Raw genomic sequence first — 21,798 nt, 5'->3', positions numbered from 1 at the left:
CAGCTAAGCGCTTGCTTAGCTGTTTGCATTTTCGGAGAACCTATATGTATAAGTCGTTGACGCTTATTTCCTACGCTTTGTGCAGTGTAATGATTGCATCACAAAGTCATGCACAGAGCGCGAAGGAAGTTTCTACTAGTACACCGATCAAACACCTTATCGTTGTGGTCGGTGAGAACCGAACCTTTGATAATTTGTTTGGTACCTATCAGCCCCAAAAAGGTCAAACGATTGATAATTTATTGTCTAAGTCGATTGTGAAGGCCGATGGCTCACCAGGTAAGAATTTTGCATTGTCAGCGCAAAAAATCGCGACTAACTTCCATCAATATTCAGCTACTCCAGAAGTCATTGGCCGTTATGAACACTTACCCCAGCCCTATGCTGCAGGCGCATTCGGCCAGCGTCGTGATATTCCCGATGCAAGGTTTCCAGCAGCTATGCCAAATGGACCATTTCCGATTACCAAATATGTGAGCTATGGTGCACATACCGGAGATCCAGTTCATCGTTTCTTTCAAATGTGGCAGCAAGTCAATGGTGGAAAGAATGACCTATTTGTTTGGACCGCAGAAAGTGTGGGAGTAGGGCCAAGTAACGCTCCCGCACCTTTTGCTCCAGGACGTACCTACCAAGGAGCGATCGCGATGGGTTTCTATAACATGGCGCGTGGCGACGCACCCTACTTCAAGGCCTTGGCTGATCGTTATGCAATTTCCGACAATCATCATCAACCCGTGATGGGCGGCACGACCGCCAACTATTTCGCGTTAGCGACGGCGGATGTGGCCTACTACACCGACGCAGGAAAACCTGGCATGCCGCCAAAAAAACAAATCGAGAATCCTGACCCGCAGCCCAATACCAATAATTGGTACACCGAAGATGGTTACCGTGGCGGAACCTACGTGAAATGTGCGGATGCTACTGAGGCTGGAGTGACGGGCATCATGAAGGTGCTCAAGTCGCTGCCTTATCGCGCATTTAACGATGGCAACTGCGCACCGAATACCTACTATATGGTGAATAACATGGATCCTAGTTATAACCCAATGGGAGACTTGCTGCCCCTCGGTGAAGACAAGTTCGTGATTCCACCACAGACAATGCCACACATTGGTGATTCATTGAGTGCTGCCGGTGTTACATGGAAATGGTATAGCGGTGGTCGCAATGACGGGAAAAATCCTGATAAAGAATACTGTGCTATGTGTGATACGCCGAGTTTCTTTACTTCCACAATGACAGGGCCTGATCGCCAAAAATTGCAAGATTTGAGTCAATTTTACGTCGATGTCAAAGATGCGAAAAACTTTCCTGCAGTTTCCTTTGTCGCCCCTTATGATAGCCTTTCCGGCCACCCCGGTTATGCGACGGCACCCAGCTTTGACGAGCTAGTGAAAGATATCGTTGAACGCGTTCAAGCGAATCCTGAACTGTGGAAAGAGACAGCGATCCTCGTCACGTTTGATGAAGGCGGTGGCTATTACGATTCTGGATATGTACAGTTGATCGATTTTTTTGGAGATGGTACCCGTATTCCCTTGATCGCCGTGTCACCTTTCGCGAAACGTGGTTATGTCGATCACACCTATTACGATCACGCCTCGATCATTAAATTTATTAATCGTAATTGGAAACTGTCACCCTTAAGCCAGCGCAGTCGTGATAATCTTCCAAATCCTAAGCACGACAAACACAGTCCCTACGTTCCATTAAACCGTCCAGCGATCGGTGATTTGCTCAATTTGTTTGACTTTAAATCTCCATCGGTGAAGTAAGGAAGATTGGCGTGGGAAGCCCAACGCATTCAAATAGCAACGATACACAGGTTTGCCATGCCAATTGACATCATCCTTGATGAAAGCAAGAAGCGTTTGCAAGAATTGTTCGAGCAGAGCAAAGGCTTTGATTGCGAGGTATTTCTAGAAAAATCGGGTAAAGAATTATTTTTGCTGTTGGCGGCGCGTTTTGATCATGACCTGCGGCAAGGGGGCTTTGCCCAGTTTTTCTATAACATGAACGGCAATTTTTTAGCGGATGTTGAAGATATGCTGATTCAGTTCAATGCCATTGTTGCCCATGAATTTTATGTACAGGCAGTCAAAGCCTGCATAGCGAACAAAAAGGATTACGAGGCTTTTCTACAGTCTGACTATGTCAGTGAAAACGCCTTAAAGAATGATCTGCATGCGATTTCGCTTGATTATCTGGCCTGTCATGTCGATTTTTCGTTTGAGGTTCGAGACGCCATTTGCGGTTCAAGTGCAGATTAAGTGTTGAAGATTGTTTCATTGGGGCAATTTGGCGAGTACTAGCCCGCTACTCCCGATAAAATTTGGCATAATGACGACATGGGCAGGTTGCCCTTTGTCTCAGACTTATTTACTTAGCAGAATTTAATCGGTTTTTATATGAGTGACGCTCGTTCAGCTCCCCGTATCAATGTAACTTGGCGTGGCGCTATTCAAGTCAGCCAAGGCAAGATCATTGCGATTAAAATAGTTAATTTCTCGTCAAGTGGCGTGCAATTTCTTTGCCCCCAAATCGTGGCCGAACGTGGCACCTTTCAAATGATGATTGAGATACCTGATCGTCGTGATGCTTCGCGTCGTACACAGGTAGTTTGTAAGGGAATGGCTTTATACTGCATCTTAAGCGGTAGCGAGTACCGCGTTGGTATGAAAATTTCCGACATCCCGCCGCAGCATAATGACTTGGTTAACAGCTGGGCTGGCGCTCCTTCTAAATAATCTCTTTTGCCGTTGGTACTTGCTACCGCGCTTTTCTCAATGATGAATACCACGCATATACGCCCGAGTGAGCAAGTTTTATTGCAGCGTGTACGTAATCAGTTGATCGATTATTTGGAAGTGGCCTCCTCTTTCGCTGAGCAACGTCGATATCAAGCGAAATCGCCTCAGCTTCAGGTGCCGACCGAGATCATTGAGCAATGGGCTGATTGGGTTGGACCCGATTGGCGCGAGAGTTTCAAAGCGCCGGTTTTCTCGACAGACGAATTGCAGGCGATTGAAAAATTTCAAACAGTTTGGTCTGGGTTGCATCCTCGCTTGCCGCAGCCACTGCCTAGTTTAGAATTGATTCAAGCAGAGGCGTTGTGGGAAGAACTACGTCGTGCAGCTGCGCTTACTTACGCTTGTTTTTTGCGTGTCGGTAAGATGTCAGAAAGTGTGGAATTTGTGCCGTCGATACCAAGTCACGCTGCTGTCGTGAACGCAGGCGTCATGATTTATGCCAAAGATGCGCAGTGTCTCGTACAGTTTTATGCGGCTGTTTTGCAATTAACTGAATGTCCCGAACAGTCTCAACCAGAGCACGGTTTGCTTGTCTTGCAAGGAGCTGGATTACAAGTCGTCATTCACGCCATACCTAGTGCATATGCGGTTGATATTGAAATCCAATCACCACCGGTGCCGCGTGAAGACAGCGCCCTCAAATTTTTCTTCAGCGTGCGTGATTTAAGTCATGCCCGTGACGTGGCGGTGGAGTGGGGTGGAAGTATTGCGGAACAAGTGTGGGAAGCGCCCGGCTATCGATATTGCAATGGCTTAGACCCTGAAGGGAATATTTTTCAGCTACGTCAACACCAATAGTCTCAACATTCCAGTTCTTTTACGTGTGCGAAGATATCTAGCTTGCGGAAATGCGTATTAAGTATGCCGTAATAGTCTAGATCAACGAAGCGATCGCGTTTCCATGACACCTGGCGTCGGCGGCCTTCATGTTCGAAGCCTAATTTTTTTAATAGCTTGCTGCTGCCAATATTATCAATCTCCACTTCGGCTTCGACGCGATGTAGTTCCATCGTATCGAAGGCATACAACAAGACTTCTTTCAGGCATTCCAACATCACACCTTGTCCCCAATACGCAGGTAATAGCCAGTAGCCGATATCGGCATTGCGATTATAGTTATCGAGCTCATACACACCGCAAGCACCGATTAATTGTTCAGGGTGATTTAGTGGACAAATGGCCCACCACATACCTGAACCCTCCTTTTCTAAACAGCGATACCAGTCTATTTGTTCTTGTGTCGCGATTTCACTCTCATACCAAATACCATAATGGGCAATCACCTTGGGGTGAGACAAACCGAAAAAGATAGCGGCCAAATCGCTTTGTTGAATTTGGCGCAGCAGAAATCGCTCACTGCGTAATTCGGGAAAAGTACTCGCATCTTGCATGGCTGACCTAGCTCAGGGATTAGATTTTTTAAGTCTACCTGAAATCAAGTGTCTGCCAAGAGAAAACCCAGAATGCGTTTTGCAAGGTGTTGTGTGCTTCTACCGATTAAGTACAAAACCTGCTACTCGTCGGGTTTTTCTTGTCAATTACACGCTTTCTCCTTACAGTTGCCAACGATACAAAATATTACGTGCTGTTTGTTGCAGACCTACTTAGTCTGATCCATCTTAGATGAACGGCGACGCGGGTTTGCAGTGCTTTCATTGAGTGAAATGGAGTTGAGAATGTGGTGGATAGGAGCTCTCATCGGCTTAGCCCTAGGATTGGCAAGTCATTATGGTTCGGCTATTTGGTATACCGTATTTGGCGGTGTCTTCGGCTTATTGGCCAAGATTAGCCTAGATTCTCAGTTTTCCGCGCTCAAAAAAGCAAATATGGCGCTGCACGAACAGGCAGCCGCGGCGATGAATGAGGTGAGGGCCACGATCGCGCGCTTAGAAGCCAAGATCAAATCGCTCGAAGCTGAATTGCAAGCAGTGCGGGCAGCGAAAAGCGTCTCGGATCACGTGCCGCTTGCAGACGTCGATCCTGCCAAATCGATGAAGACAGTCGTCGCGGCATCAATGCAGGCCACAAATGCTACCGCGACCAGTGTCTTAACGACAGCGCCTGAAACAGAGCCGATGGCACTTGAACCATTGATGCAACTCGACGCCGAAGAGGGTGTTGATAGTCAACAGGCCCTGGCACCGAATGTGCCTTTAGTCAATTTGGACTTGCCACAGCTAGAAAAGAATACCCAAACGGCACTGAGTATCAAAGCTGAGCAAACGGTGGCGAATGTTTCGGTGCCCGTACCAACCAGCCTGCATACCATCGTCACACCTGAAATCGAAGCGCCAGCACCGGTCCGTAAGCGTGCACGCTTGCCGGCTCCGCCCCCTCCGTCAAAACCTTTACGTGAACGTTTGCCTGAGCCGATCGCGAATTTCATTTTCGGTGGCAATTTACTGGTGAAAGTCGGTGTTTTGATTCTCTTCCTCGGCCTGGCCTTCTTGCTTCGCTATGCGGCGGAACGCGTCACGGTACCGATCGAATTGCGGTATGCCGGCGTACTCGGAACAGGTTTAGTGTTGTTAGCCTTGGGTTGGCGCTTACGTGAGAAACGGCGTGACTACGGCTTGAGCTTGCAAGGGATGGCAATTGGCGTGTTCTACTTGGCAGGGCTATCCGCGGTGAAGGTGCATCAGCTGATCACGCCGGAAACGGGTTTTGCCTTTTTGTTCGTCGTCTCAGTAATGAGTGCCGCACTTGCGGTTCTACAAAAGGCACCGGTGTTAGCCATTATCGCTGCGCTCGAAGGTTTCGCTGCCCCAGTGTTGACCTCGACAGGAGCCAATCGCCCCCTAGGACTGATGACCTACTTAGCGGTACTCGATGTCGGTATTTTCTTGGTTGCGTGGTTCAATGCTTGGCGCGTCTTAAATGTGATCGCCTTCGTCGGCACCTTCACCTTGAGTCTAGGTTGGGCCAATAAGTTTTACACACCTGCTGATTATGGATTGGTGCAACCCTTCTTGATTTTCTTCTTTGTTTTGTTTGCAGTGATTGGTGTTTTGTTCGCTCGCAGAACTTTGCTTGAGGCCCGTTATGCTGCCACCCTCGATGAGGCAAGTCGATCTGGTGAAGCGAACCCGCTGATGGGCATCAAGCTCGTCGGGCGTGTTGATAGCGCTCTCGTATTTGGTAATCCTTTGACTGCTTTCGGTCTGCAATATTTGTTGGTGAAACATACAGAATATGGCGCAGCCTTCTCTGCTTTAGCGATTGCCGCCTTCTATTTGTTTTTAGCACGCTTTATCTTCTCCAAAGAAAAACATGGCTTGGCCTTGCTGGCTGAGGCCTATGTCATTGTTGCGGCTATTTTCGCGACTTTGGCGATACCTTTAGGCCTAGAAGGCACATGGACTAGTGCGGCCTGGGCAGTCGAAGGCGCTGGTATGTATTGGTTGGGTTGCCGTCAACAAAGACCATATGCGCGAGCTTTTGCTTACGTGGTGATGGCGGGTGCGACCTATAAACTCCTGAATGCCATCAGCATTAATACGGGGGCATTGCAGCCACTCTTGCAGGGTTCATTGTTAGGACCGGTCTTACTCGGCAGCAGCGCACTCGTGATGTGGTTCTTGCATCGTCGTCGCGAAAGTGAAAGCTTGGCGTCGTGGGAACTGCCAGCGAGCCGCGCATTGCCATGGTTGGGTTTCGCTGCCTATACGATTTTGCCTTGGATGTTGCTACTGCCTTCATTCGCATCCGCTGCCTGTGCAGTATTTGCGTTGGTCGTTGGCGAGATTGGTCGACGTCGCGTCTTGCCTGAATGGCGCCCGATTGCGGCAAGCATACAGGTGGCTTCAGTTCTCAGTTTCCTTGCCGGACTCCATGTCGATACCAGCTCGCAATCACAAGCTTACTTGCAAGACGGTTGGCGCGGCATGGTCCCCGCAATCATTATCGCATTCAGTATTTTGTTGAATGCAGGCCGTCGCATGTTGGCGATTAAACGCGAAGCGGAAGCGCAAGGCTTGCCGCCATCGTGGACAGCTTTTGATGGTTTAGCTTCGATTACTGGTTTCGCGCTATTGCATCTCGCCATGTTGTTCGCCCTAGATTTGTATCAGGTTGCAGCGATTTGGCCGATCACTTCCTTTTTGGTCTTAGTCGGTGCTTTGTATATGGCGCAGACGCCACTGGCCGTGTTTGCGCTGGCTCTGCAAGCAGTATCAGGGCTCGTTTATTTGCAAAGCCACCAGTCCAGCGCAGCGGATCTTTACTTGAATTGGAATTTCGCTACCCAAATCAGCTTGGCCCTAGCGGCGTTCTTGAGTGCAGATCGGTTACGTCATGAAGCCCAGCGTTTTGCTGCGGCTTTACGTGAATTGTCGACACCCGCAGGACAAAGCACACAACAAAGAGCGTGGTTGAATCCTTGGTGCAATCAAGCGCTGATTCAATGGCTGCCCTTGGTTTGGGCTTTGATCTGGTGGTTAATCTCTTGGGGTTTCGAGAACAGTATGGCCTTGAACCGCGCAGGCGAGCGTCATACGATCCCGATGGCGGAGGTGATGCTGGCGACGGTCAGTGCCTTGTTGTTGATCGCGATTGCCGCTTGGCGTCGTTGGCCACAAGTCGCTAAATTGAGTGCAGTCAGTCTACCTTTGTATTTGTTGGCGACCGCCTACGCGTGGTTCGATGGGCCAGTGATCTTCACGCCATCATTGCATTGGGGATGGTTCGTTTGGCCTTTATCAGCCTTCAGTTTCTACTTCGTTTTGCGCAATCAAGAAGCTTATTTTGGCTTGCCTCATAAGCTTTTGAGTCTTCAACATGTGCTTGGTGCTTGGTTATTTTTGTTCCTGATTGCGGCTGAGTTGCGCTCTCATATGTTGAACATGAACGGTATCGGTGAAGCTTGGGTGATGTTGGCGACGGTTGCTGCACCGGCCTTGCTTCTGTTTGGACTAGGTCGAAACTGGGGAGCAAAAGCCTGGCCTATGCTGACCCATCGCTCAGTTTATGCGGAGTCGATGGCCGCACCGATCGCGGCGCTTCTACTGTGGTGGTGTTGGGGCGCGAATATGGGTTCCGCTGGCGACGCGAGTCCTTTACCCTATTTACCGTTATTGAACCCGCTTGAACTTGGTATTTGTTTGGTCTTGTTCTCCTTATTCATCTGGTGGCGCCATTTACCGAAAACAGCAGCAGTACGCCTGCCTGATCGTGCTACAGCGGCAGTCTTTGCTATCAGTGGCTTTGCATTATTAACGGCTGGCGTCTTACGAGTCGTGCATCACTATGCCGGTGTGGCATGGAATGCTGACACCCTATTTGATTCACGATTAGCGCAGGCCGCTGTCTCAATTACTTGGGCGGTGAGTGGTGTGAGCTTGATGATCTTGGGTAATCGCCGCGCATCGCGTGTGGTATGGATCGCCGGTGCAGCTTTGTTAGCCATCGTGGTTGCCAAACTGTTCTTAATCGAACTGGCAGACCGTGGTGGCCTGTATCGCATTGTCTCGTTTATCGGTGTCGGCTTGGCCTTCTTAGTCGTCGGTTATTTCGCGCCAGTACCGGTCAAAAAGCCCGATACGGTGCAAGAAGGCGAACCGGCTGTTGATCCAAATTCGCGCGAGGAGGGGGTATGAGTCAACTTCGACGTAACATCAGCTTGGCACAGAAAGTGACGACAGCGGCTGCTATCAGTTGCGTATGTGCCGGCTATGCTTGGGCTGGCGTGCAACAAGCGACGATACAGCTGCCAAGTACAACGACTACGACCAATAGTTCGCCCTATCACAGCGTTGCTTTGCCCTTGGCAATCTATGCGAGTGCCAAGGACAGCCAGTTGAGTGATTTGCGCGTACGTAATGCTGCCGGTGAGTACCTCAGTTATGCCTGGCTCTCGTCTTCGACTGCAGGGAATCAACAATTGTCTTTGCAAAGTTTGTCGGTACCGATTTTCCCTTTGCAAGCGACGACCCAAGATCAAGGCTCAAATTCCTTGATCGAGATCGAGCAAAGTAGCGATGGTAGCGTGCGCTGGCGTTCGCAGATTAATGCTGTGACAAAGGCTAATGACACGTCGCTTGTCAGTGCTTGGCTGATCGATGCCAGTGCTTTGTATCGTCAAGCAAAGAACGAGCATACCCAGAGTTACTTGATACAAGCGCGAGTAACCGTGCCGGAATCTTTTCAAGGTGTGGCAGGCTTTAGTTTAGAAACCAGCGATGATTTATTGCATTGGCAAAGCGCATCCCAACATCAGCAAGTTTTGCAGTTGCGCCATCAAAATCAGAGTTTGGCGCAATTGGAGTTCAGCCTGCCAGCGCTGCAGGCGAAGTATTTGCGTTTGCGCTGGGACCAGGCCGCGACTGCACCGCGTATTTTAGGCGTGCAGTTAGATGCGCAACGACAAAATTGGACCTTGCCCAGTTTGTTATGGACATCGCCAATCAAAGCAAGCCAATGTGATGGTAAGACCTGCGAGTACTTGGTGCCACGTAATCTGCCAGTTGACAGTGTGCGCGTCAAATTAGCGCAACTAAACAGCGTTGAAAAACTAACGCTGAGCGGCGTATTGGAAACCGTGTCAATCGATCATCATCATTTAAGACATAGCCTCAATCCGCTCTACGTCTTACGCCATCAGAAAAACAATAGTAAGCAGAGTACGGAGGACGATCATTATCTGCGTCATTTTCAGGCGTATCGTCTGCAGTTAGACGGCAAAGAAGTCGTGAACGATGTAATCCCCGTCAATGGCTTAAGCTATTTAAAACTACGTTTGCGTAGTGAATCGAGTAATTTGGCTAATGCGGCACCTGAAATCGAAATTGCGAGCATGGCGCGCCATATCGTGCTTCTAGCGAGAGGCGCTGGGCCATATCGTCTCGAATGGGGTCAGGAAGCGCAGCAAGGTGCCGCCATTGACATGGCGATGCTGATGCCTAAGCAAGCCGATGCGATGGGCTTTAGTAGTGGTGCCACGGTGCAAGTTGCCCCCATTCCGGAAACCGCAGCGAGCGCTGCTTCTGCAATGCCTACCAAGCCGCAAGAGAATAAAGTGGGAGCCCAGGGCAAGTGGTGGCTGTGGCTTGCATTATTGTGTGCGGTAGCTTTGCTCGGATGGATGGTGTGGTCGTCGTTAGCGAAGATAGATCAAGAAAACAAGAACCAAAGCTAAATGACAAGCGCGGCTGTCATGCTGCTGTAAAAATAGTGGTCTATGCTAAAGGCGCTATGGAACAGACATCCGCAACCACTATTTTTCCTAATCGCGACAAGCTCATGATTTTTGATGCTGATGGCACCATCATTGATGCCTTCAGCGCCATTGAAGCGACCTTTGCTCTGCATGATATGGATATTGGTGAGCTAGAGGCCTTTCAGAAACGTCGTAAGTTGTTTAAGTATGTCGGCGGCCTGAAAGAATTCCCGGTCAATATCAAAAAGCAGCTAGGCAAAAAGAGTCGCCAAAAAATTATCACGACCTTGACTGAGGTCTACCGTGAAGAAGCTTGCTTGTATGAAGGCGTGGCGGATCTGATTAAACAGTTGATGGCCACGGAGGGCATTCGTCTTGGGCTGGTCACGCGTAACGTCAGCCATGAGCCAGAAATTACCATGGCGCGCCTATTCGCACGGTATGACATTGATCTTGCCCAATTCGATTACTTCGCCCATGTCCCGATGCGCGACACCAAAGCGCGATTTTTCCAAGAGGCGCGTAATCAATTCCATATTAACCCTGCGCGCGGCTTTGCCTGTGGCGACGAGCATAAGGACTATGCTTCCGCCTTAACTGCTGGCCTACACCCATTTGTGGTTTCATATGGTTTTGAAGACCACCAACGTTTAACTCAAAAATTTGAGATTCCAGAGGCGATCATCTCACGCACACCGCAGGAAATGTGTGCACGTGTTAGACACGCGCTCGACCTTGATTTGGCGTAAATCGAGTACACATGACAAATGTCATCTAAAAGTGGTGGCAATTTGCTCTAATTTTTCTGTTTGAAGTTCTCCATACTCTCTCCATCGCAGTTCCTTAGTTATTTAACGGATAGATGGAGACTCAAATGAAACTCACTCACTTAGTATTCGCATTAGCCAGTGCTGGCCTGATGATCAGTGCACAAGCTTCCACGCTGATTCAAAACGTACGCGTTTTTGATGGCGAAAAAAATCTCGGCGTACGCAATGTGTTGATCGATAACGGCAAGATCATCAACGCTGATTTCAAGGCAAAGATCAGTGCTGACATGAAATTAGTTGATGGTAGAGGCCGCACTTTGTTGCCAGGATTGATCGACTCTCATGTGCATGCCTATCAAGACCAAGATTTGCCATTGTTGTACGGTGTCACCACACAAATCGATATGTTCACCGCCGTTCCTTTGATGCAGGACATGAATCAACGTATGGCAGCCGGTAAAAACACGCGTAACGCAGATCTGATTTCCGCTGGCGTATTAGCGACTGCACCAGGCGGTCATGGTACGGAATACGGTATGCAGGTTGATACTTTGACCAAGCCAGAACAAGCGCAAGCATGGGTTGATCGACGTATCGCTGAAGGATCTCATTTCATTAAAATTGTGATGGAGCATGGCGGCGCTGGTTTCAAATTCAATTCGCTTGATGTCGAGACGGTGCAAGCCTTAATTAAAGCAAGTCATGCACGTAAAAAGTTAGCGGTCGTCCATATCGGTACCTTTGAAGATGCGAAAGCAGCCTTGGCTGCGGGCGCAGATGGTCTGGTCCATCTGTATATCGGTAGCAGCATTAGCGAGGCGCAAAGCAAAGAAATCATCGCTCTAGCGAAGAAGAACGGTAGTTTTGTCATTCCCACATTTAGTGTGTTGGAGAGCATGGCAGGGATGAAGTCCCAAGACCTGTTAAATGATACGAGCATGACGAATTTGCTCAGTAAAACACAGGTGATCCCCTTGAATTCCTCTTATGGCAAACAAGAAAATCAGCAATGGATGACGGCACCAAATACTCTGACAGCAGCCTTACATGCAGCGAAGATTCCGGTGCTAGCAGGTACAGATGCAGGCAATACGGGGACTCAATACGGAATAAGCTTGCACCATGAATTGGCCTCTTTGGTCAATGCTGGTTTGAGTCCAAGCGCCGCACTGCAAGCAGCAACATCAGCGCCAGCTAAGGCTTTCCGTTTGAAAGACCGTGGATACATTTTGAATGGCTACAAAGCGGATTTGATGTTAGTCGAGGGTGATCCGACGACCGATATCACGGCGACGCGTCGTATTGTCGAAGTATGGAAAGACGGTGAAATTATCTCTCCGCTGCGTGCAGAGAAACTAGCGCAAGTGGCTAAAGAGAAAGCCATCAAAACGACAGCGGTGCAGTTGCCAAGCGATGGTCGTATTAGCTTGTTCAGTAATGAAAAACTGGCTAGCCCTTTTGGCTTTGGTTGGGTGCCATCGAATGACGCACCGATGGGAGGTAAGTCGACTGCGCAATTGAAAGTGAATGTCGTTCCCGAATTGGCCCAGAATGCTTTGCATATCGACGCAACAGTCAACCCTGGGTTTGCATTTCCTTGGGCAGGCGTTGCTTTCTTCCCTTCCACACAACCGATGCAAGCTGTTGATTTGAGTGCAGCAAATACTTTGAAATTTAAAGTCAAAGGCGATGGTAAAAACTACACGGTCGGCTTTACAATGCAAGGCAGTTTCATTCCAGTCACGGTGGTTTTTATTGCACCAGCAGAATGGACAGAAGTGAGTTTGCCTTTTAGCCGCTTTAAGGGCATGGATGCGACGATCGTTACCATGCTAGCTTTTAATGCCGGGCCTGAAACAGGTAACTATGCTTTTGACATTGTCGATGTACGTTTGGTGAAAGAATAGTCTTTTTGTTGGCCGCCAAGATAGTACCAAGCGAATGCAAGCTTAAGCGAGATATGGATGACATCTCGCTTGAGCGTTTTAAGAATAAGGATGATCTGATGTCTGCGTTTAGCAAAATTCAAGCTCTATGGTCTGGCCCTTGGATTCCACCACAATACGGCAAGGCACCGTTTTTTTGGATGCTCTCCTTCGGCATTTTTGCATGGCCTTATTTTTATAAGCTACCAAGTGCGACCGAGCTATTGATGGTCGGGCTTAGTATCCTAGTATTTCTACCCTTGTATATTTATAGTTTTTGGGGCAAGGGCTGGCGGGTTGCGCTGTGTATCGCCGCCGTTGCCGGGCTCGGTATTGCCTGGGCTCCGTATAATTTCGGCGGCTCTAGTTTCGTGATTTTCGCAGCGACCATGTCTTCGCGCTTTGAAGAAAAGCGTCATGCGTATTTGAGCTTGTTTTGCGTATTGGCAGGCACTGCGATCATTAGTTACTTCCTCAAATTGCAAACCTATTTCTGGATCCCTGCCGTCATCTTTAGTATTCCGAGCGCTTTAGGCGCCATCATTGGAGAGCGTTTACAAAGGGCCAATAGCAAGCTGTTTCGCAAACAGGAAGAGATCGAACACCTCGCTTCCTTGGCCGAACGTGAACGTATTGCGCGCGACTTGCATGATTTGTTGGGCCATACTTTATCGGTAATTACCTTGAAGGCGGAGTTAGCCCGTAAATTGTATGATCGCGATGCCGAAGCATGTAAGAAAGAGATCGCTGATATTGAGCAGACTGCGAGACAAGCCTTGAGTGAAGTGCGCGAAGCGGTCTTGGGTTATCGCGATACAGGTTTAGCACATGAGCTACGTGGTGCGCAGAATGCGTTGGAATCCGCTGGCGTTCAGTTTGAAAGTGAAGTCGATGACACTGTTTTGCCAGCAGCCGTCGAGAATATTATAGCCTTAGCTTTGCGTGAAGCCGTGACCAACATCATTCGTCATTCCGACGCCAAGCATTGCCATTTTTCCGTCGTCGGAAAGGGCGCGTCGGTGCAAGTTAAGATCGCAGACGATGGCTCGATTGGTACAGAAAAGGGTGAAGAAATTAAGAAGGGTAATGGTTTGATCGGCATGAGCGAAAGGGTACGTGCTTTAGACGGCGATCTACAGGTTGAATGCAAAGACGGATTGACGATACGATTTAGCCTACCGCTGCATCTAGCGAGCGCAGCATAAGGATTAAGAATGATAAAAATTATTTTGGCAGAAGATCAGGTGATGGTTTCAGGTGCTCTCGTTGCTCTTTTGAAATTGGAAGGCGATATCGAAGTTTTAGGCCAAGCCAAGAACGGCAAAGAAGCACTAGAGCTCTGCAAGCAATTACAACCCGATGTGCTCGTCACGGATATTGAAATGCCGATAATGACGGGGCTGGAGCTCGCAGCGGAAATCGTCGAGCGGAAATTGCCCATCAAAGTGGTTGTTCTTACGACCTTCGCCCGTGCTGGATTTCTGAAACGAGCAATGGCAAGTGGCGTGCGTGGTTACATGTTGAAAGACGCCCCAGCAGAAGACTTGGCGAAAGCGATTCGTACAGTACATGGCGGTGGTAAAGCGATTGCACCAGAGTTAGCAATGGAGAGCTGGGGCGGACCACAAGATCCTTTGAGTGAACGTGAGCGTCAGGTATTGCGTTTGGCAGGAACCGGTTCGACAAGTAATGAAATCGCCAAGATCATGCATTTGTCGGAAGGGACGGTACGCAATTATTTGTCAGAAGCAATTAGCAAACTCAACGCGAAAAATCGTGTTGAAGCGTTCCGAATGGCTCGCGATGAAGGCTGGTTGTAGTTGATTTGATAGGAAAGGGTGTAGTAATGATTCGAGTTACAGGTTTTTATCGTTGGGCCGAAGGTGCCCATTTTGATCATGCTTACTTCAATTCCGAACATGGGCGAATAAGCAAAGAGGCACTGAGTAGCCTAGGTTTGTTGCGCCTAGAAAGCGATCAGTTTCTGTCACCGACAGCGCCTACTATTGGCGAAATCGTAGCGACGACTCATGCCTATTTCCCTGATCTACAAACGGCACAGACCGCTCTTGCGACTGCGGGTGGGGCACTGATGGCGGATGTTCCCAATTACACAAATCTTAAACCGGAAATTCGTTTAAGCAAGGTCAGTTCGCATGTCTGAATCCGCGACAAATTTCTTGCAGTTGTCGGTTGTTACTCCTGCCATGGCAGAGGAATTACTTGAATTTGAATTGCTCAATCGCGCATTCTTCGAAGAGCGCATTAATGCAAGACCGTCAGAGTTTTACTCACGTGCTGGTGTCGATAGTGCGATCCAAACAGCGATGCATCAAGCGAGGCAGGATCAGGCTTATCAATATTTGATTCGAGTTGAGGGCGAGCTCGTCGGGCGCGTGAATTTAAGCCAAGTGCGCCGTCAGCATTTTCATTCGGCGAGTTTGGGTTATCGCATAGGCGAGCGTTTCAATGGCAAAGGTTACGCTAAACAAGCGGTTAGTTTGGCGCTACAAAAAGCGTTTGAAACGCACGAGTTGCAACGAGTCGAGGCGTGCGCAAGGCCCGAGAATCAAGCCTCGGTTCATGTTTTGTTGGCCAATGGATTTGTGCAGTACGGATATTCAAAACGTAGCTTTGAATTGCATGGGCAGTGGTTTGATACAGTTCATTTCGAACGCCACAGCCATTGATTTCATAAGCACAAGGTAAAAAAAAGCGACTCTAAGAGTCGCTTTTTTATTTGTACCGAAAGATTCAGCTTATTTACCAGCTGCTTTTTCTGCCAGTGCTTTGCCCACATGTGAGTGTTTGCGGCTATACAGGAAGTAGATGGCCAAGCCCACGCTACCCCAGATTGGCAATACTAACTGGGCGATGGTTGGTAAGCTGAAGAACAAGAACAAAGTTCCTGCAGCAGCAACTGGTGCTACCACCCAAATCAATGGTGTTTTGAATGGACGATGACGATCTGGATCTGTCTTACGCAAGATCAATACAGCGATTGACACCATGAAGAATGCGAACAATGTACCGGAGTTAGAGATATCCGCCAACTGACCAACTGGGAAGAAGGCAGCTGCGATCGCAACGAAGATACCTGTCACGATAGTCATCAACCAAGGCGTTTTCCATTTCGGATGAATGTCAGCCAATTTTTCTGGCAAGAGACCGTCACGTGCCATCACGAAGAAGATACGTGTTTGACCGAAAATCATCATCAAAATAACGCTTGGCAACGCGATACTTGCTGCCAAACCGACCAATTTGGAAACTTGCTCGTAGTGTAATTTGCTCAAAACTTCAGCCAATGCTTCATGTGAACATACGATCGGTGAACTTCCTTCGGAAGCTAATTGTGCGCAACGTGCAACGAATTCCGCAGAGTCAGGAGACAATACTGCGCCTGTCAAGGAAGTGATTGGTTGTGCGCCAACTGAACCTACAACACCAGCAGCAACCAACATGTAGAACACGGTACAGATACCTAAGGAACCGATCAAACCAATTGGTACATTCCGTTGTGGATTTTTTGTTTCTTCTGCTGCTGTTGATACTGCATCGAAACCAACGTAGGCAAAGAAGATAGAAGCCGCGGCACCGACTACACCAACACCGCTACCTTGTGAACCAACCCAGCCATTTGGCAACATTGGTGCGAAGTTATCGCCGCTGATCAGTGGCAACGTGATGACGATAAATGCAGACAATGCAGTGACTTTAACCGCCACCAAAATCGCATTTACTTTTGCACTTTCGCTTGTGCCTTTTACCAGCAAAGTGGTGATGACCAAAGCCACAATGATAGCCGGTACGTTAACGATGCCGTGTGTGAAATCGATCACTGGCATGAAACCATTCATAGACCATGATGGGCCACGGCTGAGAAGCTCAGGTAAAGCGAAGCCGGTTGCTTTCTGAACCAAGCCCATGACATAGCCAGACCAGCCGACGCAGACCGCGGCGGCGGCAACTGCATATTCGAGCACTAGTGCCCAGCCCACGGTCCAAGCCATTAGCTCACCCATCACCGCATAGGTGTAGGTGTAAGCAGAACCGGAAACAGGTGCCATGGCAACCAGTTCAGAGTAGCAAAGTGCAGCAACTGCACAGACGAAGCCAGCGATAATAAATGAGTACATCATGCCAGGGCCGGCTTTTTGTGCCGCTGCCGCTGTCAAAACGAAAATACCTGTACCGATAATGGCACCAATACCCAACATGGTTAGTTGGAATGCACCTAAAGAGCGATGCAGAGACTTTTTCTCGGCTGTTGCCAAGATTTCGTCTAGTGATTTAATGCGATCAAAAAGCATAGTGTTTCCTTAAGGCAAATTCAAATTTTGGATTTCTTATTCCTTCGCGACAAAAGTCGTCTAGGATCTATTTTGACAAACAGCGTAACATACGCGATTTATAGCTAAACAGTAAAGAGGAAAACACGCTCAAAGCGCCTTTTATGAAAAAAATCCTGCACTGCATAGCAGCATCGTCACGGTTTGTTGTATTCCGCACTCAGCATCGCTTTCGCCGTTAATTGCGACCCTTAGTCCATCGATTTTGAAAATAGTTCATTCGATTTTCCATGTGGAAATAGCATATGAATTTTCTTAGTTAATTTGAGCAAATAATTTGCTATTGATTTTCCTGATAGGCGGTTGCCTGACCACTGGGCTTTTACTTTCTCTGGCGAGTAATTTTTGGTGTATATTGCCGCCAAACATGACTGGTCTATGGACTAGCAAATGATGAGACGATAATCTTCAAAAAGAGGTAAAGCTATGTTTTCACTCACGCCGCGTTTGGCCATGCTCACCGCAGTCTTCGCCTTCAGTTCATTGAATTTGGCACCCAGTGCTAACGCACAGACGGATGCCAAAATAAATAAGACTAAATCAGTAGCGCCCTCAAAAGTGAAAGGACTGCTGTATGAAATTGAGATCCCCGCTACCGCAGCGAAAGAAGGCGACAAGAAAAGAGCGTTGAAAGTTTACTTGTTTGGATCAATTCATGTCGCGCGGGCTGATTTTTATCCGATGTCACCTGCCGTCTTGAAGGCTTATAAACAAGCCGACACCGTGGTCGTTGAGGCAGACGTCTCTAACACTGAGACTAGCAGTGAAATCGTCGAGAAACTCAGTTACGCATCACCGGATAAGCTCGAAAAACACTTAAGCCCAGCAACATGGGAGTCATTGAAGTCGATGACGGGTCCGAATATTGAACAGTTTCAACGCTTCAAGCCGGTGATGGTTGCGATGGGTTTAACCATTAGTATTGGTCAGCAATTAGGTTTTGAACCGGCGCAGGGAATTGATTTGCATTTCATCTTACAGAGCCGCAAAGATAAAAAGCAATTAGTCGAACTTGAAGGCGTGAGCTTTCAAGGCAATGTACTGGGTGATTTAAGCGACGCCGAGGGGGATGCTCTGTTGGCTGCAGCTTTAGATTCGGTGCGTAAAGGCGAAGCGCCAAAAGAGCTCAATCGAATCGCTGAAACTTGGACGCAAGGTGACGCAGCAGCATTAGGCCAAATTCTGCGTGATGCTGGCAACCGTGATGCAGGGTCGCAAGCCTTGATGAAACGATTAATGGACGATCGAAATGCTCCGATGATTGAAAAAATCGCTAAGCTCGCCGCGGAAGGTAAGAAACTATTCGTGGTACTTGGTGCTGGACATCTAGCAGGCGACAATAGTATTCTGCATCTGATGCAAAAACAGGCCTGGCAAGTGAAGCAGATCCGCTAATGAATAGTTCTGAAGAGATCCAAGAGCCACGTGAATACCCGTGGCTCCCATTTGACAATATCACTGAACTTGAAGGCTGGATGGAGCTCAATAACCAAGAGCTACAAAAACAGCTTGGGAATAAACCGACCTCAGGACAGGGTATTTGTTTGCGCCTTTTGCACGGCGGCGAAATTTACTTTCATACAAATTCGGACGGTGATGTCTTGCTCGAAGTCACACCTGAGGCCGAATGGGTTCATCCAGTGATTACGGCTTGCACTCAAGTTCAGCCGCCCAAGGGACAAGTTTGGTTGCTCCCCCAATTTTCCTTGACCCCTTTGCTATTAGGCTTAAACACCTTGGTGGCGACATCGCGTTTGGTACTAAAACACAGCTATCGAGCACACCGCAACTACTAAAGGGTGTTTCAAAGTGTAAGCGCAAACTTCTTCCCAATTTTTCGTGCTAGCATGTACTTAGCACTAAAGTCCAATTGATGCGGAGGGAGTCCTGGTGATGAAAACTTTATTGAAATATGCCGCGATACTGTCGATCGCTGGTTTCACGCAGTTGGTAGCTGCACAAGAGCCCAAGCAACTTGGCTTTGAACTTCCCGGACAGAGCGGCAAAGTGAGTTTGCGTGAACATGCCGGTAAAGTTGTGTACGTTGATTTTTGGGCTTCATGGTGCGGGCCATGCAAGCAATCGTTTCCCTTCATGAACGATCTGCAGAAGAAATATGGTAGCGCCGGTTTGCGCATTATTGCCATTAATGTCGATAAATCAAACGAGGATGCTCAGAAATTTTTGAGTAAAAATCCTACGCAATTCACTTTGGCGTTTGATGCAGAAGGAAGCGTGCCTACCCAATACGAAGTCAAAGGTATGCCAAGCAGTTATTTGATCGGGCGTGATGGTAAATTGATCTATGTGCATAAAGGGTTTAAAGCACAGGACCAAGCAGAAATTGAAGCCAAAATTCGCTTGGCGCTAGGCCTGAAAGATTAGACTAAGTTCACCATAAAAAAAACGCCAGCCTTGTTTAAGTGCTGGCGTTTGTTTTGCTTGAACGACTGCTTATTGTTTGACCACACCGTTTTGGTCGATCGTTACCAAGCGAGATCCATTTTTGATTGAACTCTGTTCAGCTGCCGCCGCATTGGCTGCTTTGACATTGACGGTCGCTTCGCCTGGGCCATTGACTTTAACCGATGCCAATTCCAGCAGAAGGCTAGAAGCATGTAAGTCACCAGAGCCATTCAAGGTCGCGTTCAATTTTTTTGCACCGCCACGCAAAGTCACACTGCCTGGGCCGTCGGCATGTAAATCGACTTTGTCGGCATCGGCCAAATCTGCATCGAAGTCACCAGAGCCACTCAAATCGATGGTGATATTACCTTTCAATACTTTGAAGTTCAAATCACCTGGGCCTGAGTTGCGAATGTCTGCACTACCGACTTTGAGACGACTAGCATCAACGTTACCCGATCCACTGACTTTCAGTTTTAATTGTTTAGTTTCGCCGACTAGGTTGGCTTCGCCTGGGCCTGACATTGTGATATCGGTCGTGTCGGCTTGAATTTCGTCGATGGACAAATCACCAGAACCAGACATCTCTACTTCGAGGTTCTTGGTGACACCACGCAAATTAATGCTACCAGGACCATTAATACTTAATTGCGTTTGTTCACTACGTAATTTGGCAACATTCAAATCTCCGCTGCCACTCAAACGTGCAGACATTGTTTGCGCAACTTCGCCTAATTCGGTGTCACCAGGACCTGTCATTTCCAAAGTCATCTTCTTAACCACGAGTTGGCGCATATTGGTATCGCCGCTACCCGTCGCGCGGAAATTCAGTTCGTTCGCTGTACCACTTGCTTGCAGATCGCCCGGTCCTTCGCTCACAATTTCCAATTTATCGCTATGCAATTGGCGCAATTCGACATCGCCGCTACCTGAATTGGTAATTTTGCTGATGTTGGCTACGTGGACTGTAATCGTGGTTGGATTATGACCCCAAGAAAAGTGCACACTGCCACGACGCTTGTTGCGAATCACCAGTGTACCGTTCTCAACAGAGGTCTCTACTTCACGAACGAAATTGTCGTCACCTTCCACTTCAACAGTATTCTTACCCTCTTTTCCATCAGCGACTAACAGCACATTGAATGGCGAATTATTACTGATCGCTTCGAAGTTACTGGCATCGCGCTTTTCATTAACGATTTTACCGCTACCCTTAATGCCGTTGTCATTGATGCTGATTTCACAGCCGCTCACCGCTACACCTAGCGCTACCAATACTGCTGATGTGATTGCTAAACGTTTAAACATATCCGCCCCCTGATAAAAAATTGGAATCCCGTCGTGTTGGATTTCTTAAGTGTGAAGTCTACGGTAAGCCGTTGGCAATTGCAGTGCCTTAGCGACAGAATGCAAAAATCGCGGTGTCAAAGGTCGAAATCAGGGTGGCGAGGCTTTAAAATGCGGATGGATTGTATTTTTGCCTCTGTTTTTGGTTTAGCTGCACTTTATTCTGCTCGTTTCAAGCTCAAAGGATTCTCGTTTCATGGATAGAATTATCGTTAGTTCAGCGGACGGCGCTCGTGCCGAATTAGTTACCCACGGTGCACATATGTGCTCTTGGATTCCTGCAGGAGGGCCGGAGCAATTGTTCTTGAGCTCCAGTTCCGAGTTCACCGAGGGCGCGGCTATCCGTGGTGGTGTACCTATCGTTTTTCCTCAATTTTCCGGTATGGGTGTCTTGCCTAAACATGGTTTTGCGCGCAACGCACTATGGAAAATGCTGAGCGCTGGTCAAACTGAGCAGGGTGCAGGGCAAGTCGTGTTTGAGCTGCAAGAAAATATCGCACGTTTGATGTTGTGGCCGCATGTATTCCGCGCTGAATATACGGTGACACTTGCGGGCGACACGCTGCAATTAGATTTTAGTGTGACCAATACTGGCGATACGGTGTTCCAATTTACTACGGCTTTGCATACTTACTTCAAGATCGAAGATATTAAGGAAACACGGTTACATGGTTTAGGTGGATTGAGCTATCGAGATACCGTGACTGGCCAAAACGGCTGTCGTCAGGAAGAAGAAGTTCTACGTATTTCAGGCGAGGTCGACCGGATTTATGCCAATGTGGCTCAATCGGTAGTGATTGAACAAGCGCATCAAACGGTGGAGGTTTCGCAAGCTGGCTTTCAAGACGCCGTGGTGTGGAATCCTGGAGCAGAAAAGGGCGCCCAAATCGGTGATCTTGAAGTTGATGGTTTCCAACGCATGGTTTGCGTTGAAGCGGCAACGATCATGCGCCCCGTTGCTTTGGAACCTGGGCGTAGCTGGAGCGGCATGCAGAGAATCGTTTGGCGTGCAAAATAAAGTCTGAGTGG

Annotated in this window: 19 protein-coding genes; 16 read left to right on the top strand and 3 right to left on the bottom strand. The window is 48.3% G+C overall.

Annotation, left to right across the window (positions count from 1 at the left end; all coding sequences use genetic code 11):
- The first annotated feature begins 89 nt into the window (after positions 1-89).
- The 4 genes from H8K36_RS16060 (at position 90) to H8K36_RS16045 (ending at position 3,614) form a co-directional block, all read left to right on the top strand.
- A complete protein-coding gene (locus tag H8K36_RS16060; RefSeq protein WP_186917529.1) occupies positions 90-1,781 on the top strand; it encodes an alkaline phosphatase family protein in 1,692 nt (563 codons plus the stop codon).
- 57 nt (positions 1,782-1,838) lie between these two features.
- On the top strand, positions 1,839-2,276 hold the full coding sequence (locus H8K36_RS16055) for a DMP19 family protein (RefSeq protein WP_186917528.1): 438 nt from the start codon (positions 1,839-1,841) through the stop codon (positions 2,274-2,276).
- Positions 2,277-2,414: 138 nt separating this feature from the next.
- Positions 2,415-2,753 (top strand): hypothetical protein, encoded by a 339-nt coding sequence (locus H8K36_RS16050; RefSeq protein ID WP_186917527.1) that lies wholly within the window; start codon positions 2,415-2,417, stop codon positions 2,751-2,753.
- 39 nt (positions 2,754-2,792) lie between these two features.
- On the top strand, positions 2,793-3,614 hold the full coding sequence (locus H8K36_RS16045) for a VOC family protein (protein ID WP_186917526.1): 822 nt from the start codon (positions 2,793-2,795) through the stop codon (positions 3,612-3,614).
- A gap of 2 nt (positions 3,615-3,616) precedes the next feature.
- Here H8K36_RS16045 and H8K36_RS16040 read toward each other — a convergent pair whose 3' ends face one another.
- The gene (locus tag H8K36_RS16040) at positions 3,617-4,207 is read right to left on the bottom strand and encodes a GNAT family N-acetyltransferase (protein WP_186917525.1); all 591 of its coding nucleotides are present in this window, start codon (positions 4,205-4,207) and stop codon (positions 3,617-3,619) included.
- Positions 4,208-4,492: 285 nt separating this feature from the next.
- Here H8K36_RS16040 and H8K36_RS16035 point away from each other — a divergent pair, with 285 nt between their 5' ends.
- The 8 genes from H8K36_RS16035 (at position 4,493) to H8K36_RS16000 (ending at position 15,354) form a co-directional block, all read left to right on the top strand.
- Positions 4,493-8,410: a DUF2339 domain-containing protein gene (locus H8K36_RS16035; protein WP_186917524.1), complete on the top strand. Its 3,918-nt coding sequence runs from the start codon at positions 4,493-4,495 to the stop codon at positions 8,408-8,410.
- Positions 8,407-9,948 (top strand): DUF3999 family protein, encoded by a 1,542-nt coding sequence (locus H8K36_RS16030; RefSeq protein ID WP_186917523.1) that lies wholly within the window; start codon positions 8,407-8,409, stop codon positions 9,946-9,948. Before H8K36_RS16035 ends, H8K36_RS16030 begins: the two co-directional genes overlap by 4 nt.
- A gap of 56 nt (positions 9,949-10,004) precedes the next feature.
- Entirely contained in the window at positions 10,005-10,718 is a 714-nt protein-coding gene (locus H8K36_RS16025) for an HAD family hydrolase (RefSeq protein WP_186917522.1), read from the top strand.
- Between the two features lie 125 nt (positions 10,719-10,843).
- Positions 10,844-12,646 (top strand): CIA30 family protein, encoded by a 1,803-nt coding sequence (locus H8K36_RS16020; protein ID WP_186917521.1) that lies wholly within the window; start codon positions 10,844-10,846, stop codon positions 12,644-12,646.
- Positions 12,647-12,699: 53 nt separating this feature from the next.
- Complete coding sequence (locus tag H8K36_RS16015; RefSeq protein ID WP_186917520.1) at positions 12,700-13,869, top strand: sensor histidine kinase; 1,170 nt, start codon at positions 12,700-12,702, stop codon at positions 13,867-13,869.
- Positions 13,870-13,878: 9 nt separating this feature from the next.
- The gene (locus H8K36_RS16010; protein WP_186917519.1) at positions 13,879-14,484 is read left to right on the top strand and encodes a response regulator transcription factor; all 606 of its coding nucleotides are present in this window, start codon (positions 13,879-13,881) and stop codon (positions 14,482-14,484) included.
- 26 nt (positions 14,485-14,510) lie between these two features.
- On the top strand, positions 14,511-14,828 hold the full coding sequence (locus H8K36_RS16005; RefSeq protein WP_186917518.1) for an EthD family reductase: 318 nt from the start codon (positions 14,511-14,513) through the stop codon (positions 14,826-14,828).
- Positions 14,821-15,354 carry a GNAT family N-acetyltransferase gene (locus H8K36_RS16000; RefSeq protein WP_222611248.1) on the top strand — a complete coding sequence of 178 codons (534 nt, stop codon included), beginning with the start codon at positions 14,821-14,823 and terminating at the stop codon, positions 15,352-15,354. Before H8K36_RS16005 ends, H8K36_RS16000 begins: the two co-directional genes overlap by 8 nt.
- Positions 15,355-15,423: 69 nt before the next feature.
- Here the strand turns inward: H8K36_RS16000 and H8K36_RS15995 are convergent, their stop codons facing one another.
- The gene (locus tag H8K36_RS15995; RefSeq protein WP_186917517.1) at positions 15,424-16,977 is read right to left on the bottom strand and encodes an amino acid permease; all 1,554 of its coding nucleotides are present in this window, start codon (positions 16,975-16,977) and stop codon (positions 15,424-15,426) included.
- Between the two features lie 465 nt (positions 16,978-17,442).
- Here H8K36_RS15995 and H8K36_RS15990 point away from each other — a divergent pair, with 465 nt between their 5' ends.
- The 3 genes from H8K36_RS15990 to H8K36_RS15980 all read left to right on the top strand — a co-directional run bounded on the left by H8K36_RS15990 (position 17,443) and on the right by H8K36_RS15980 (position 19,401).
- Positions 17,443-18,411 (top strand): TraB/GumN family protein, encoded by a 969-nt coding sequence (locus tag H8K36_RS15990; RefSeq protein ID WP_186917516.1) that lies wholly within the window; start codon positions 17,443-17,445, stop codon positions 18,409-18,411.
- Entirely contained in the window at positions 18,411-18,812 is a 402-nt protein-coding gene (locus tag H8K36_RS15985; protein ID WP_186917515.1) for a hypothetical protein, read from the top strand. The genes H8K36_RS15990 and H8K36_RS15985 overlap by 1 nt, the downstream gene beginning before the upstream one ends.
- A 97-nt stretch (positions 18,813-18,909) precedes the next feature.
- Positions 18,910-19,401, top strand: a complete 492-nt coding sequence (locus H8K36_RS15980; RefSeq protein ID WP_186917514.1) for a TlpA family protein disulfide reductase — start codon at positions 18,910-18,912, stop codon at positions 19,399-19,401.
- 69 nt (positions 19,402-19,470) lie between these two features.
- Here H8K36_RS15980 and H8K36_RS15975 read toward each other — a convergent pair whose 3' ends face one another.
- On the bottom strand, positions 19,471-20,730 hold the full coding sequence (locus H8K36_RS15975) for a GIN domain-containing protein (RefSeq protein ID WP_186917513.1): 1,260 nt from the start codon (positions 20,728-20,730) through the stop codon (positions 19,471-19,473).
- 235 nt (positions 20,731-20,965) lie between these two features.
- Here H8K36_RS15975 and H8K36_RS15970 point away from each other — a divergent pair, with 235 nt between their 5' ends.
- Positions 20,966-21,787 (top strand): D-hexose-6-phosphate mutarotase, encoded by an 822-nt coding sequence (locus H8K36_RS15970; RefSeq protein ID WP_186917512.1) that lies wholly within the window; start codon positions 20,966-20,968, stop codon positions 21,785-21,787.
- Positions 21,788-21,798 lie beyond the last annotated feature (11 nt).

Source organism: Affinundibacterium nitidum, assembly GCF_014284155.1.
Taxonomy (GTDB): domain Bacteria; phylum Pseudomonadota; class Gammaproteobacteria; order Burkholderiales; family Burkholderiaceae_D; genus Undibacterium; species Undibacterium nitidum.
The sequence above is the reverse complement of the archived record's forward strand: the minus strand, read 5'-3'. Positions and strand labels throughout refer to the sequence as shown.

Coding starts and splice junctions, on each gene's coding strand:
- H8K36_RS15990 (WP_186917516.1), top strand. CDS start 17,443: ATGTTTTCACTCACGCCGCGTTTGGCCATGCTCACCGCAGTCTTCGCC.
- H8K36_RS16020 (WP_186917521.1), top strand. CDS start 10,844: ATGAAACTCACTCACTTAGTATTCGCATTAGCCAGTGCTGGCCTGATG.
- H8K36_RS16030 (WP_186917523.1), top strand. CDS start 8,407: ATGAGTCAACTTCGACGTAACATCAGCTTGGCACAGAAAGTGACGACA.
- H8K36_RS16050 (WP_186917527.1), top strand. CDS start 2,415: ATGAGTGACGCTCGTTCAGCTCCCCGTATCAATGTAACTTGGCGTGGC.
- H8K36_RS16045 (WP_186917526.1), top strand. CDS start 2,793: ATGATGAATACCACGCATATACGCCCGAGTGAGCAAGTTTTATTGCAG.
- H8K36_RS15995 (WP_186917517.1), bottom strand. CDS start 16,977: ATGCTTTTTGATCGCATTAAATCACTAGACGAAATCTTGGCAACAGCC.
- H8K36_RS16060 (WP_186917529.1), top strand. CDS start 90: ATGATTGCATCACAAAGTCATGCACAGAGCGCGAAGGAAGTTTCTACT.
- H8K36_RS16015 (WP_186917520.1), top strand. CDS start 12,700: ATGGATGACATCTCGCTTGAGCGTTTTAAGAATAAGGATGATCTGATG.
- H8K36_RS15985 (WP_186917515.1), top strand. CDS start 18,411: ATGAATAGTTCTGAAGAGATCCAAGAGCCACGTGAATACCCGTGGCTC.
- H8K36_RS16035 (WP_186917524.1), top strand. CDS start 4,493: ATGTGGTGGATAGGAGCTCTCATCGGCTTAGCCCTAGGATTGGCAAGT.
- H8K36_RS16010 (WP_186917519.1), top strand. CDS start 13,879: ATGATAAAAATTATTTTGGCAGAAGATCAGGTGATGGTTTCAGGTGCT.
- H8K36_RS15970 (WP_186917512.1), top strand. CDS start 20,966: ATGGATAGAATTATCGTTAGTTCAGCGGACGGCGCTCGTGCCGAATTA.
- H8K36_RS16025 (WP_186917522.1), top strand. CDS start 10,005: ATGGAACAGACATCCGCAACCACTATTTTTCCTAATCGCGACAAGCTC.
- H8K36_RS15980 (WP_186917514.1), top strand. CDS start 18,910: ATGAAAACTTTATTGAAATATGCCGCGATACTGTCGATCGCTGGTTTC.
- H8K36_RS16055 (WP_186917528.1), top strand. CDS start 1,839: ATGCCAATTGACATCATCCTTGATGAAAGCAAGAAGCGTTTGCAAGAA.
- H8K36_RS16000 (WP_222611248.1), top strand. CDS start 14,821: ATGTCTGAATCCGCGACAAATTTCTTGCAGTTGTCGGTTGTTACTCCT.
- H8K36_RS16040 (WP_186917525.1), bottom strand. CDS start 4,207: ATGCAAGATGCGAGTACTTTTCCCGAATTACGCAGTGAGCGATTTCTG.
- H8K36_RS15975 (WP_186917513.1), bottom strand. CDS start 20,730: ATGTTTAAACGTTTAGCAATCACATCAGCAGTATTGGTAGCGCTAGGT.
- H8K36_RS16005 (WP_186917518.1), top strand. CDS start 14,511: ATGATTCGAGTTACAGGTTTTTATCGTTGGGCCGAAGGTGCCCATTTT.